Source organism: Pseudomonas sp. BS-2016 (assembly GCF_001806145.1).
GTDB lineage: Bacteria > Pseudomonadota > Gammaproteobacteria > Pseudomonadales > Pseudomonadaceae > Aquipseudomonas > Aquipseudomonas lundensis.
On record NZ_MLCT01000025.1, the window covers coordinates 1 to 14,255 of the forward strand.

10 protein-coding genes and 1 pseudogene are annotated in these 14,255 nt (G+C 58.1%); 9 read left to right on the forward strand and 2 right to left on the reverse strand.

What is annotated here, in order from left to right; genetic code table 11:
* From BKD70_RS25050 to BKD70_RS14655, 4 genes and pseudogenes are all read left to right on the forward strand, one after another.
* Positions 1-506 (forward strand): annotated as a pseudogene (locus tag BKD70_RS25050) (type VI secretion system tip protein VgrG); the annotation flags it as partial.
* Positions 503-1,336 (forward strand): DUF4123 domain-containing protein, encoded by an 834-nt coding sequence (locus tag BKD70_RS14645; protein ID WP_047277444.1) that lies wholly within the window; start codon positions 503-505, stop codon positions 1,334-1,336. The pseudogene BKD70_RS25050 and the gene BKD70_RS14645, both read left to right, overlap by 4 nt.
* Positions 1,333-4,683 carry a toxin VasX gene (locus tag BKD70_RS24325; protein ID WP_047277441.1) on the forward strand — a complete coding sequence of 1,117 codons (3,351 nt, stop codon included), beginning with the start codon at positions 1,333-1,335 and terminating at the stop codon, positions 4,681-4,683. The genes BKD70_RS14645 and BKD70_RS24325 overlap by 4 nt, the downstream gene beginning before the upstream one ends.
* Positions 4,680-5,594, forward strand: coding sequence for a DUF6708 domain-containing protein (locus BKD70_RS14655; protein ID WP_047277439.1), 915 nt, complete (start codon positions 4,680-4,682; stop codon positions 5,592-5,594). Before BKD70_RS24325 ends, BKD70_RS14655 begins: the two co-directional genes overlap by 4 nt.
* Positions 5,595-5,668: 74 nt before the next feature.
* Here BKD70_RS14655 and rhlB read toward each other — a convergent pair whose 3' ends face one another.
* Together rhlB and BKD70_RS14665 are read right to left on the reverse strand one after the other, a co-directional pair.
* Positions 5,669-7,159, reverse strand: a complete 1,491-nt coding sequence (gene rhlB / locus BKD70_RS14660) for an ATP-dependent RNA helicase RhlB (protein WP_047277437.1) — start codon at positions 7,157-7,159, stop codon at positions 5,669-5,671.
* 84 nt (positions 7,160-7,243) lie between these two features.
* Complete coding sequence (locus BKD70_RS14665) at positions 7,244-7,900, reverse strand: alpha/beta hydrolase (RefSeq protein ID WP_047277435.1); 657 nt, start codon at positions 7,898-7,900, stop codon at positions 7,244-7,246.
* Positions 7,901-8,317: 417 nt separating this feature from the next.
* Between BKD70_RS14665 and BKD70_RS14670 the strand changes: the two genes are divergently transcribed.
* From BKD70_RS14670 to BKD70_RS14690, 5 genes are all read left to right on the forward strand, one after another.
* Positions 8,318-9,346: an amino acid ABC transporter substrate-binding protein gene (locus BKD70_RS14670; RefSeq protein ID WP_047277432.1), complete on the forward strand. Its 1,029-nt coding sequence runs from the start codon at positions 8,318-8,320 to the stop codon at positions 9,344-9,346.
* Between the two features lie 65 nt (positions 9,347-9,411).
* On the forward strand, positions 9,412-10,593 hold the full coding sequence (locus BKD70_RS14675) for an amino acid ABC transporter permease (RefSeq protein WP_047277430.1): 1,182 nt from the start codon (positions 9,412-9,414) through the stop codon (positions 10,591-10,593).
* A gap of 10 nt (positions 10,594-10,603) precedes the next feature.
* Positions 10,604-11,701: an amino acid ABC transporter permease gene (locus tag BKD70_RS14680; protein WP_047277428.1), complete on the forward strand. Its 1,098-nt coding sequence runs from the start codon at positions 10,604-10,606 to the stop codon at positions 11,699-11,701.
* Between the two features lie 12 nt (positions 11,702-11,713).
* Positions 11,714-12,478: an amino acid ABC transporter ATP-binding protein gene (locus BKD70_RS14685; protein WP_047277425.1), complete on the forward strand. Its 765-nt coding sequence runs from the start codon at positions 11,714-11,716 to the stop codon at positions 12,476-12,478.
* 418 nt (positions 12,479-12,896) lie between these two features.
* Positions 12,897-14,192: a CynX/NimT family MFS transporter gene (locus tag BKD70_RS14690; protein WP_047277424.1), complete on the forward strand. Its 1,296-nt coding sequence runs from the start codon at positions 12,897-12,899 to the stop codon at positions 14,190-14,192.
* Positions 14,193-14,255: the final 63 nt, after the last annotated feature.

A 14,255-nucleotide genomic window follows, 5' to 3' on the forward strand; every position in this document is an offset into this window, starting at 1 on the left:
TTGAGCAACACATCAAACACGACAGCCGCTTGCAGGTCGACGGTCAGCGCAGCGAAACCGTGACCGGCAACAGCATCAGCGTGCTCCAGGCCGAAGAGCAGCGCACCGTCAGCGCGGACCGCAAAGTTCAGATCCTGGGCAGCGATCATCTGCACATTGCAACCAGCGCCCATACCCGTGCCAGACAGAGCGTACTGGTCGAAGCCGGGCAGGAAATCCACCTCAAGGCGGGCGCCCTGGTGGGGCTGGAGGCGGGCGCAGCACTGACGCTGAACGCGGGTGGGCAGCATATCGTCATCAGTGCGGCGGGGATTTATTGCAGTTCGCCCATTCAACTGGGAGGCGTGCCGATACCGGGCACGCCCGCGATGCCAGCCATACCGAACCCTGTCGAGCCTTTGATCGCGCTGGCACCAGGCCCGCAAATCGAAGCACTGATGGCGGCCGCGCGTGGCGCCAAACCCATTTGCCCTGTCTGCGAAAAAATGCGGAGCACACCCGCATGAGCCGCGCTTACTTGTTACTCGACAGTTGCCAGATCGACAACCTTCAAGCCCGAGTGTGTGAATTGGCCCCCGGATCAAGGCCTCATTTTTTGTACCTGATGACCCAATACGCCGAGCTGGCATTTTACGGCCCTTTGTTAGTTGCCGTGCAGGCCCATAGCCCGTTGGCGCAGGCCTTCGACGCGCATTGGCAAGCCACAGCAGGCATCTGGCTTGAAAGTGATGCAGACGAAGAACGCTTGATCAAGCACTTGCGCAGCCTGATTCATGTCCGGGTGGAGGGCGATGTCAGCGTTTTATTTCGTTACTACGACCCACGAATTGCCCGTTTATGGTTGCAAGACCTGGCCGCCGGTGAGCGTGACAGGTTGATGGGCCCCGTGAGCCTGATTCGTTTGCCTGAGGGTGATTTACACCGTAAGGGCCTTGCCCGGGTGGGGGCCGAGTATGCGCATGTCCCATGGCTAACCCTGGATGCGCAACAGCTTGAGCACCTTGGCCAAGCAGGGCGAGAGGCTGTTCTGCAGCGCGTACAGGCGCACTGTCAGCAGTTTTTTCCGGCGTATTTAGATGGGCTGGATTCAGCCGGGCAGAAGCAATGGGCCAGTGCTTGCTGTTGCAGTGCCGAGCGTCAAGGGTACAGCGCAGTGGATGACGTGATGCGCTGGGTCAGTGTGTACGGCCATTTCGGTGACACCTTTCCTGATGGACCTGATCACACGGTGTATCGCCAGTTATTGGCCTCTCGTGATGGTTCACCCAAAGAGCGACTGGATAAGCTTCTGGCTGAATTTAAACGCCAGCTTGTATGCGCAGAGATTGCCTCATGAGCCACGAACAAATACTCGCCACACTCTCACGTCTGGAGGCGGCTGAGCGGGCCGCTTGTGGTCATGAATCTATCGATGTCAACAGCGTCGCGGGCCAATGCCCCGCCTACCAACCATATGTTTTTGTGCTGCCCGTTCGGTATGCGTTGAGCGAAGAGGCGTCCACACACGCGGCCGCTCAACCGGGTGTTACGCCTCAGAGCCACCCCATGGCCGCACGACTGCTACGCGAAGGGTTTGTGTATGTGTGGCAAGGCAGTGAAGGGCTAAAACGCTATGCCGTGGCAATCAACCGCTGCCTCCATGAACAACCGTTGGAGGCCGATGACACGCGGGTCGAGCGTGGCAAACTGTTTGGACTGACGCTCAGCAAACATGAGCCTGCCTGGATGCTCTACAGCGAATACCCGCTCACCCCTGAGGCGTGCCAGCAGTTAGCGGATCCACAGGCACGCGCCCAACACATGCGCGTTATTGATTTGCGCCAGCTCGCCAATGAACTTCGGACCCCCCATTGCGTGCCGCTGAATGAGGCGGATCAGCTCATGGGCGAATTAATCCCTGAAACCTATGCGCGAGCCGTGACCCTTGACCATCTGCACAACGGTAAAGCGCATAAAGCCCACGAACAGCAATGGGCGCAACGAGTGTTCGAAAACCGTCCGACGGACAACCTTACGCACAACATCACCCAATGGCTGGACGCTCAGCGCTGGAATAACGAGCGCATCCGTGTGGCGGCGAGCCACCCTGAGATGACCACCGAGCACACCGTGCCTGGTGAGTGGAGTGCGGTGCAGTGGGCGCCTTTCACTGTGCAACAAGTGCTGGAGGGCGCGCATCAACAGGCTCAAGGCCTGTATGCCGTACTGGCATGCCTGGATGATGATCTGGGCGTACTGCGTGACATTAATCACGAACAGGAACAAGTCGAAAGCCGCCATGAACAATGGCAGCAGGACCATCAACTTCGCTTGAGCATTGGCGGCTTCATACGCAGCCTGATCACCGAGGACGGCGCTGAAGTGGCGGGGCAGGTGAGTTATCGCTACCGCGAGCATGAGCTTGAGCTGACCCCGGAGCAGGGTGAGCAACTGCTCAAAGCGGATCGCGATCTGGAAGAACTGTTTCGCGAAGAAGCACGGTTGAATCAACGGCGCGGGCGTATTTCAAAATATTGGGCAGGTGCTGCCAGGCTGGCAGAAGTGCATGATCAAATAAAACGCACGGTAGCCTCGGTACGTGAATTCATTCCGGCTCAATTGCACACCGAAGTTGAAGCGTTGGTGCGCGATTACCGAGCGTCAAAAGTGGCCAACCTGGAAAACCGTTTCGTCAGTGAAAAGGTTGAGCAGTACATTGACTTGCCGGCCATGAACACCTGGCTGGACCACACGGCCCCCAACCATTTCGCTCAGGTTCAACAGCGCCATACCCGTCTCTATGCCGACCGGGGTGTGTATTTGCTTCGGCACCATAGCGGCACGTGGTTTGTCGATTTCCACAACCCCGCTCACCTGACATGGCTTGGCCACTTGGCCATAGCCTGCCTGAGCGCGCAATGCCTGCGCAAACAAGGTGCCGAGCAATACGCCGACTACGTGCGCAGTGCCGATGAAGGCGCCTTGCGTCAGTTGTTCTACGGCTGGAGCCCGACCCTGGAGGCGGCGGTCATCGGCATTAGCCGGTCCGCAGAGTTGATGGCGGCATTGAGTCTGGAAAACCAGGCCAACGCCGAACAGGCATTGATCAAAATACTCGGCCCGCTGGGTGCGCCGATCCTTGCCAACCTCGCCGAACTCGCTCGCGAGGCTGACAGTGCGTGGAATAGCCTGATCAAACGCTTGGGGGCTGCATTGCTGTTACTGGGCGGTAAGCCCGGCACGCCGTTAAGCGGGGCGTGGTTGAGCATCATGGTTGCCGTGCGCGTGGGCAGTGAGACCGGCTTGCGCCTGATTAATCAGGGCGGACGGCAGGTGTTGCAACTGGTCGGTAAAGCGGCCGAAGACCTTATCCAGTGGGCAAAAATAACAGGAAAAGCCATCGGCACAGGGCACGTCGCCAATATCGTTAACTCACCTGCGGTACAAAAAAGTGGCGGCGTGATTGCATTGGCGGCATTGCTGCTCAATAGCTGGAATGCGGGGCGTTATCTGAGCCAGGCGCAGGTGCTGGAAGGGGTGGATCAACAGCGTCAGTACGAGACAGCGTCCGCGACGTTATATGCCGCAGCCGCGTTGGTGGCGGTGATTGATGCGCAGGTCAGGAAGGGGTTTTGGGGAGGAGGTGGCGTCGACAGGCTCAAAGTTGGAGCAAAATTTGCGTCGGTGTTGACGATGTTTGGTGGGGTATTCGGCCTGCTATCGTCAGTCGCAGCGTTGAAAGAGTACAAGTCACTTCAATTGCAGCTCGACAATGCTGGTGGGCAAATTGACCCATGGATGCGGGGTCAAAAAATAATAGTTGGGGCGCAGGCTTTAACCTCTGGGGCACAAGCTTTACTTGGATTTACCTATACGTATAAAAATATTGTTGCTGGCTTGGATGTGGCCTTATCGAATATTCGATATTTACGATTCATGGGGCTGTTAAACTACTTGCTTGTAATATTGGGTGTGTTGTACATAGTCGCTTGGTTGATGCGGCAGACACCGTTGCAAAATTTTCTTGATAATTGCTGCTGGTCAAAAGGGAAAGCACGGAATTTGTCAGCTATTCCTTCAAGTGTCCAAGTGGATGAGTTAACACGTCTTTACGATATACTTTACGCCCCTAGAGTTAGCTTTGTCGGTGCTGAACGAAGAAGGTCTGCTGATAATCGCATGGGTTTTATTTTTGTACCTGCCGTGAGCGCCATGACTATCGACTTGCCAGGGGCAATCCCCTCAAGCGCTTATTTAGAACTATCAATAGTAGGAGATCCAATTGATACGCAACAATGGGTTGCGCGCGTTAAACGTAATAATTCAAGTGTGCGCATTCATCCGCCACGACCGGTACAAGATATAGGTAAGTATTGGATTGAAACCAGTCAGTGTGAATGGATTCCTTATCGTGAGGGGCAGGGGCTCCGTTTGACAGGGCACTTTCACGTCATTCCAGGTGTATTTGAGTCTGAGCCGAGCTCAGTTTCTGTTCGTGTGAGGTTTAAAAATCCAGTAGCCGACTTATTTAGCGGGCTTGGATACGTGGGGGGGGAACAAGGTTTGGTCTTTACCTATACCGTCAGCGAGGGACTTATTGCTGTTAAAAGTGCTCCAACCCCCGAGCTGGATAAAGCTAAGGCTTATGTGCTGAGCGCCGAGCAAAATCCCCAGTACTTTCAACCCTTAAGAACAACGGAATGAATAGTAAAGTGGCACGAAAAAGTAAGGTGCGACCACTTCTGAAGGAGGACTATCTCTCACCCTTACCGTTGCCTACAGGTGAGTTGCCAGCGGACTCCTTAAATATTATTTGGCGGAAGAATAATGTATTTATGGACGTTGGGTATTACTGCATTGCCTCCGGCGTAATGGTGATGTGGCCTTCGATGATGCTCTGTTTATGGATTGCCTATATCACTAATGATCCAGATGTTCTTCTGTTAGGGGGCGCCATTTTGTCTGTCCCTATCGCGTTAATGCTACGGAGCTTATTCGTCCCGGTACCCTTACCTATTCGGTTTAATCGTCAGCGCAGAGAGGTCTGTGTATCAGTTGCGAAGGGTGAATATTGGGTAGTGCCTTGGGAAACTGTCACAGCAATGGGCACTGAAAGTTCGACGATTAATCAAGCGGGTAAGCAAACTCAGGGTTTATTGCTGATAGGGTTTACGAATCCCGATCCGGATGGCAGTGCAAGGAATAAAAATTTCACGATAGGTTTCAATTGTGGGGGCGGTATTTATGCGATGAAACTATGGGAATGCATGCGTAGTTACATGGAAATAGGCCCCGACGCAGTCGAAGACCCTCCTGATAATGTGCATCATCCCAAAGGTATATTGGCGACTTACTGGCGCGACCTTGTCAAAGCTGCCGGCCAGAAAGGATGGCCGCTGGCAATCGTGTGGGATGGGTTCTTTGGAATCTTTATTTTCAATGCCTTGTTGGTTATTGCGTTGGAGCGGCTAAAACTAAACCCCCCTCCAGAATTAACCTGGCCGGAGATTGTTGAGTGGTCTAAACCGATACCACCCGAGCAGTGGGCCAAGCGCTCGCCCGAGCTGGAGGCGGCCATTGCGCAGCGCGAAGCGGAGCTGGCATTGCGCGATTAGTCAGTGCCAGACGTGCCAGTCCGGCTCGCGAAGCAGGTGTACCGCTATCGCGAGCAAGGGGCTGGCCGGATCGATCAGGCCGTTTCGGTCGGGTCGTGGGGTTTGCGCACGGCACGTACCACAGGGCGCAGCAGTTCGGTTGGCGGGGTTTCGCAGCTGATTTTGCGGCCCAGTTTGGTTTCGATGGCGGGCAGCTGATACGAGTCGTCTTCACCGGCAAAGCTGATGGATACGCCGTCAGCACCCGCTCGGCCTGTACGGCCAATGCGGTGTACGTAGTCGTCCGGCACTTCCGGCAGGGTGAAGTTGATCACGTGGCTGATGCCGTCGATGTGAATCCCGCGGCCCGCGACGTCGGTGGCGACCAAGACGCGGATTTTGCCTTCGCGGAAGCCTTCCAGGGTTTTGATGCGTTTGTGCTGGGGCACGTCGCCCGACAGTTGCGCGGCGTTGATGCCGTCACGTACCAGGCGTTCTTCGATGCGACGCACTTCGTCCTTGCGGTTGGCAAAGACGATGACGCGTTCCCAGCCGTTGTCATTCACCAGGTTGAACAACAACTTGTACTTGTCGGCCCCGGCGACGGCGTAGACGTGTTGTTCGACACGGTCGCTGGCCACGTTTTCGGATTCAATCTCCACGATGGCCGGGTCGGTGGTCCATTGCTTGGCGAGGTTCATCACGTCTTCGGTGAAGGTCGCGGAGAACAGCAAGGTCTGGCGTTCGGCTTTGGGCGGGGTCTGGCGGATGATCTGGCGCACCTGCGGGATAAAGCCCATGTCCAGCATGCGGTCGGCTTCATCGAGGACCATCACTTCAACCATGTCCAAATGCACTTCGCCGCGCTGGTTGAAGTCCAGCAGGCGACCCGGAGTGGCCACCAGAATGTCGCAGTGACGGGCTTCCAGTTGCTTGAGTTGCTTGTCGAAGTCCATGCCGCCCACGAACGTCATGACGTTGAGGTCGGTGTATTTGGTCAGGTCGGCCGCGTCTTTGGCAATTTGCACCACCAGCTCGCGGGTCGGCGCGATGATCAAGGCGCGGGGCTCACCCATGTAGCGTTCTTTGGGCGGTGGCGTTTGGGTCAGCTGGCTGATGATTGAAATCAGGAAAGCCGCCGTTTTGCCGGTGCCGGTCTGTGCGCGGCCAATCGCATCGCGGCCTGAGAGGGTGTAACCCAATACGCCCGCCTGAATCGGCGTGCAATAAGGAAAGCCCAGGTCCTGGATGGCGTGCATCAGTTCGGGCGCAAGCTTGAAGTCGTGAAAGCGGGTTTTGCCTGCTTGCGGCTCGACCACGAAGTCTTCGAGTTTCCAGGGGATAACCGGCGGTTTGGGTGCCGCTTCCCGGCGCGGTTTGGCCGGTTTCGGTTTTTCGTCGCGTGCAGAAGGGGCAACGGGCTGTGCGTCGGGCGTGGTCACCGAGGCAGAAGCGGGAGCAGGCTGGGCGCTTTGTGGCGCGTCGGTTCGCGGGCCGGGGCTGCTGGAAGGTGCTGTGCAAGCTGGCGCGAGCGGCTCAGCCTCGCTTTTACCGAATATTTTTTTGAGTGCTTTGAGCACGGTCATCTCATCAGTTGGTTAAGGAGTGTACGCCGGGCAGTGTAATGCAAGTCGCGTGCTCGGCGTAGTGAACGACAGGATGTTTCGGTTTTAACCCAGGCGCGCTTTGAGCCAGACGCCTATGTCCCGGATTTCCTCAGGTAACACTTCATGGCTCATTGGGTATTCCTGCCAGGTAACGCTCACGCCGCGGCTTTTTAAATGTTCATACGCCGTACGTCCCATGGAGTTTTGGACTACATCGTCGTACTGACCGTGTAGGCACAAGGCTGGAATTCGCTGCTGGCTGGCGGACAGTTCCATCTCATCGCTGAAGGTTGGCGCGTAGGTGGAGAGGGCGATTACGCCACCCAATGCGCCCTGCCATTTCAGGTACGCGGTGTGAAACACCACCGCGCCGCCCTGGGAAAACCCGGCCAGAAAAATACGGCTGGCGTCTATTCCTTGTGCTTTCTGCTTTTCGATCAACTCAATGACCGTGCGGGCGGACTCATTGAGCTCGTCTTCGCAGATCGACCGGGCCGGGCTCATGGCCTTGATGTCGTACCAACTGGGCATGGCATAGCCGCCATTGATGGTGACTGGCCGGGTCGGTGCCTGCGGCAAAACAAAACGTGTAGTCAGGAGGCTTTCTTGCAGCGCTTCGGCTACCGGCAAGAAGTCATTGCGGTCCGCGCCCAAGCCATGAAGCCAGATAACACAGGCGTCTGCGGGCTTTTTAGGGTCAAGGATAAGAGGCTCGGTCATGGTTGCTCCATCGGTGTGCAGGCGCGCCATCACGGTGCGCGGCTGAAGTGCGAGTTCGTTTAACGTTTGGCGAAAATGTCTATTGCTTGAACGATTTTTCTGAAAATAAGCGCGTATTTGTTCAGAGCGTATGAGTGGTACGCGCTTTGCTATGAGCTGTGGGCGCCACTGCGTATTTCCGGCGGTAACACTAACAGGCAACGGCCGTCGGGGGGATAGCAAAAAGCCTGAAGGTGAAGCGAGACAAGGAGTTCAGCAGCTCACGTGAGCGCTTCAGTTTGAAGGTTCGTGCGATGCACCCATCGCTCAAGACTTATGCCGCTTGACCTCATTTAAAGCCAACACGGGTCAACAGTGCCTCACAAGGGGGCGGCGGGTCTTGTTCAAACACAATAAAAGCAACACTTGGAGGTTTGAATGAAGCAGTTGAAATCCACTTTGGCCCTGGCCACAGCAGTCGTTGTCCTCGGCATGAGCAGTTTTGCCCAGGCGGGCGCAACGCTGGACAGCGTGAAGAAAAAAGGCTTTGTGCAATGCGGAGTGAGTGATGGGCTGCCCGGTTTTTCGGTGCCGGATGCGTCCGGGAAAATTCTCGGGATTGACGCGGACATTTGCCGCGCCGTGGCCGCTGCTGTGTTTGGCGACGCGACCAAGGTCAAGTTCAGCCAGTTGAATGCCAAAGAGCGGTTTACGGCGCTGCAATCGGGCGAGGTGGATGTACTGTCGCGCAACACCACCTGGACCAGCTCCCGTGACGCGGGCATGGGCATGGTGTTCGCCGGCGTGACGTACTACGACGGCGTGGGGTTTTTGGTGAATAAAAAACTGGGCGTCAACAGTGCCAAGGAACTGGACGGCGCCACCATTTGCATTCAGGCGGGCACCACCACGGAGCTCAATGTCTCGGATTACTTCCGCGCCAATAACCTCAAATACACCCCCATCACCTTTGACACCTCTGACGAAAGCGCCAAGTCGCTGGAGAGCGGGCGCTGTGATGTGTTGACCTCCGACAAATCGCAGCTGTACGCACAGCGCAGCAAACTGGCGACGCCGAACGATTACGTAGTGCTGCCGGAAACCATATCCAAGGAGCCCTTGGGGCCAGTGGTGCGCAAAGGCGATGAGGACTGGTTCAGCATCGTTAAATGGACCCTTTACGCCATGCTCAATGCTGAAGAAGCGGGCATCACCTCCCAGAACGTGGTAGCCGAAGCCAAATCGACGAAAAACCCGGATGTCGCGCGGCTGTTGGGTGCCGACGGTGAATACGGCAAAGACTTGAAGCTGCCCAAAGATTGGGTCGTGCAGATTGTCAGTCAGGTCGGCAACTACGGCGAAGTGTTTGAGCGCAACCTCGGCAAAAGCACTCCTCTGGCCATCGACCGCGGGCTCAATGCCTTGTGGAACAACGGTGGCATCCAATACGCACCCCCTGTGCGCTGATAGCGCTGTCACCCGGCCGCCACCTGGCCGGGTGATGTTCTGTCCATTTTTTTCAGGGGTTCAACATGCAGACTAAAGTCGGCGCACTCAAGCCCAGGCTCAGCCTGAGCGATCCACGTGTGCGTGGGTGGGTATTTCAGATCGTCACCGTGGTGCTGGTGGTCTGGCTGGGCGGGTATCTGTTCGACAATACCCAGACCAATTTGCAGCACCGGGGCATTACGTCGGGGTTTGATTTTCTGGAGCGCAGTGCCGGGTTCGGCATCGCGCAACATTTGATCGATTACACCGAGTCCGACAGTTATGCCCGTGTATTTGTCATCGGCCTGCTCAATACCTTGCTGGTTTCGGCCATTGGCGTGGTCTTGGCGACGATACTGGGTTTCATCATTGGCATCGCGCGGCTGTCACCCAACTGGATGATCAACAAGCTGGCCACGGTCTATGTCGAGGTGTTTCGCAACATTCCGCCACTGCTGCAAATCCTGTTCTGGTATTTCGCGGTGTTCCTGACCATGCCGCTGCCGCGCAACAGTCACAACATCGCAGACACCTTCTACATGAGCAGCCGCGGGCTGAATATGCCCGCAGCGATTGGCACCGAGGCGTTCTGGCCGTTTGTCATCAGTGTCGTGCTGGCAATCGCGGCGGTGGTGCTGATGGTGCGTTGGGCCAACAAGCGCTTCGAAGACACCGGGGTGCCGTTTCATAAATTCTGGGCGGCCGTGGCGCTGTTGGTGGTGATTCCGGGCATCTGCGTGTGGCTGACCGGCAGTCCGGTGCACTGGGAAATGCCGCAGCTCAAGGGCTTCAATTTCGTCGGTGGCTGGGTGCTGATCCCGGAGCTGCTGGCCCTGACCCTCGCGCTTACGGTGTACACCGCTGCGTTTATCGCTGAAATCGTGCGCTCGGGCATCCAGTCAGTCAGCCACGGCCAGACCGAGGCGGCGCATTCGCTGGGCCTGAAGTCGGGGCCGACGCTGCGCAAGGTGATCATCCCCCAAGCATTGCGGGTGATTATTCCGCCCCTGACCAGCCAATACCTGAACCTGGTGAAAAACTCGTCACTGGCGGCGGGTATCGGTTATCCGGAGATGGTGTCGCTGTTCGCAGGGACGGTGCTCAATCAGACCGGTCAGGCGATCGAGGTCATTGCCATCACCATGAGCGTGTACCTGGCCATCAGCCTCAGCATTTCGCTGCTGATGAACCTGTACAACACGCGCATTGCGCTGATCGAACGGTGAGGGCGCGACCATGACGACGCATGTTTTCAAACCGGACTTGCCTCCACCGGGCACACGCATCGGCCTGCTGGCATGGGCACGGGCCAATCTGTTTTCCAGTGCGTTCAACACCGTGCTGACACTGCTTGCGTGTTATCTGGTGTGGCTGATCGTACCGCCATTGCTGAGCTGGGCGATTGTCGATGCCAACTGGGTGGGCACCACCCGTGAGGACTGCACCAAAGACGGCGCATGTTGGGTGTTTATCCAGCAACGCTTCGGTCAATTCATGTACGGCTACTACCCGCAGGCCTTGCGCTGGCGCGTGGACCTCAGCGTCTGGCTGGCGGTGCTGGGGGCTGCGCCGCTGTTCGTTTCGCGCTTGCGGCACAAGGCTGTCTACGGCGTGGTCTTTTTGGTGGTGTACCCGCTGCTGGCCTACGCCTTGCTGCACGGTGGTTATTGGGGCTTGAGCCCGGTGGCCACCAGCCAGTGGGGTGGCCTGATGCTGACCCTGGTGATTGCCACGGTGGGCATTGCGGGCGCGCTGCCACTGGGGATTTTGCTGGCGCTGGGGCGCCGCTCCGACATGCCCGCCATCCGCGTGCTGTGCGTGACCTTCATCGAGTTCTGGCGCGGGGTGCCGCTGATCACCGTGTTGTTCATGTCGTCAGTGATGCTGCCGCTGTTTCTGCCCGAAGGCATGAACTTCGACAAGCTGCTGCGGGCGTTGATCGGGGTGATTCTGTTCCAGTCGGCTTACGTGGCTGAAGTGGTGCGCGGCGGGTTGCAAGCGATCCCCAAGGGTCAGTACGAGGCCGCGGCGGCCATGGGCCTGGGTTACTGGCGCAGTACCGGGCTGGTGATTCTGCCGCAAGCCTTGAAGCTGGTGATCCCCGGCATCGTCAACACCTTTATTGCCCTGTTCAAGGACACCAGCCTGGTTATCATCATTGGCCTGTTTGACCTGCTCAACAGCGTCAAGCAAGCGGCTGCGGACCCCAAATGGCTAGGCATGGCGACCGAAGGGTATGTGTTCGCCGCCCTGGTGTTCTGGATTTTCTGTTTCGGCATGTCCCGCTACTCCATGCACCTGGAGCGCAAGCTGGACACCGGCCACAAGCATTAGGAGACGCGCATCATGAGTGAAGCCATCAAACAGACTGCCGAGCCGCAAGGCATCATCCAGATGCTCGGGGTGAACAAATGGTACGGCCAGTTCCATGTGCTTAAAGACATCAACCTCACGGTTCAGCCGGGGGAGCGGATCGTGCTGTGCGGCCCGTCGGGCTCCGGCAAATCCACCACCATCCGTTGCCTCAATCGCCTTGAAGAGCACCAACAGGGGCGCATCGTGGTGGATGGCGTCGAGCTGACCAATGACCTCAAACAGATCGAAAGTGTGCGCCGCGAGGTGGGTATGGTGTTTCAGCACTTCAACCTGTTCCCGCACCTGAGCATCCTGCAAAACTGCACGCTGGCCCCGATGTGGGTGCGCAAGATGCCCAAGCGTGAAGCCGAAGCAATAGCCATGCATTATCTGGAACGGGTACGCATCCCCGAGCAGGCGCACAAGTACCCAGGGCAATTGTCCGGTGGTCAGCAGCAGCGCGTGGCGATTGCCCGGGCCTTGTGCATGAAGCCCAAGATCATGTTGTTTGACGAGCCGACGTCAGCGCTGGACCCGGAAATGGTCAAGGAGGTGCTCGACACCATGATCGGCCTGGCGCAAGACGGCATGACGATGCTCTGCGTGACCCATGAAATGGGCTTTGCCCGGACCGTGGCGAATCGGGTGATCTTCATGGATAAAGGCGAAATCGTTGAGCAAGCCGCCCCCAATGATTTCTTCGACAACCCGCAAAATGACCGGACCAAGCTGTTCCTGAACCAGATCCTGCACTAAGCCTGTAGCACTACCCGCAGGCTGCGCGCTGTTACCTCCTCAAAAGCGTGCAGCCTGCGGCCGCGACTCCCCACACTCCCGGTTTGCCCCCGGCGTCTTCGTCTGGCTAAGATGTCCCGAATCTGTTGAGGCCCGCGCCACGTACCCCAGTGGCGATCTCAATACCGACATCGGCTGCGACCTGTCATTGCCCCTGCGCCTGATGAATGCCGCGTACACGCCTGCGCCAGCAAGCGGTGTGCCTGCATCGTCAGTGGCGTCAGCAGCCCGTTGCGTCACACAGTGAATATTCACCCGCGCCGCCCGTCGGTGTTCGATCGGCACATCGAACGGCTGGGCGCTGTCAAACAACAAGACCCTCAACGGGCGATGGCACTTAGCCGGACGTTGATCAAAGAACCTTGAACCGGAGCAGGCCATGACGAGCAATCCGCCACACCCTAACGACCGCCTCGAACCCGTACGCCATCTGGAAGATCTGGATCAACTGCTGATTGATGCCGAGGCGGACGACGAGGGGGTCCAGCAAACGCCTCCCGTGGTGCTGCGCCCCTGGCTGTTGTTGCTGGGGTTGGTGTTGGTGGCGTTGAACCTGCGCCCGGCGTTGTCGAGCATGGCGCCGCTGTTGGGGGAGGTGTCAGATCAATTGGGGTTGTCGGCCGCGCAAGCAGGCTTGCTGACCACCTTGCCGGTGTTGTGCCTCGGCATTTTTGCGCCCCTGGCGCCGATCCTGGCGCGGCGATTCGGCACCGAGCGGGTGGTGCTGGGCATCTTGCTGACCCTGGGCGGCGGTATTGTGTTGCGCAGTTGCCTGGGTGAGGTCGGGCTGTTCGCCGGAAGCATTCTGGCCGGTGCCAGCATCGGGGTGATCGGTGTGCTGTTACCGGGCATCATCAAGCGGGACTTCGCCGGGCATGCGGGCACCATGACGGGGGTCTACACCATGGCACTCTGTCTCGGCGCCGCGCTGGCGGCCGGGGCGACGGTCCCCCTGAGCCATTACTTCGGCAACAGCTGGGCGTTGGGACTGGGTTTTTGGGCGCTGCCGGCGGTGCTTGCCGCCGTCTTCTGGCTGCCGCAAGTCGGCAAGCGACAGGGCGCGCACAACGTGGCGTACCGGGTGCGCGGGTTGTTACGCGACCCGCTGGCGTGGCAGGTCACGCTTTATATGGGCTTGCAGTCGTCGTTGTCCTACATCGTGTTTGGCTGGCTGCCGTCGATCCTGATCGGCCGCGGGCTGACGCCGACACAGGCGGGGCTGGTGATGTCCGGTTCGGTGATCGTGCAACTGGCCACCGCCTTGACGGCGCCCTGGCTGGCCACCCGGGGTAAGGATCAACGCGTCGCCATTGTGCTGGTGATGGGCATGACCCTGGCCGGACTGTTTGGCTGCCTGTACGCCCCCCTGGACGGATTGTGGGGCTGGGCCATCGTGCTGGGCCTGGGGCAGGGCGGCACCTTCAGCCTGGCGCTGACCCTGATCGTGTTGCGTTCGCGAGACGCTCACGTGGCGGCCAACCTGTCGGGCATGGCGCAAGGTATCGGCTACACCGTGGCGTCGATGGGCCCGTTTGCCGTGGGGCTGGTTCACGAATTGACCGGTGGCTGGGACGCCCTGGGCTGGATTTTCGGCGTTGTGGGCATCGGTGCAATCATTGCCGGGCTGGGGGCAGGGCGTGCGAAATTCGTCAATGTCGTCAGCGAGAAGGTCTGAAGCCATAGTGTTTCTGCTCATGTCGGATTATCGTGCACGAATTCCACCTGCACGGACCCCGTC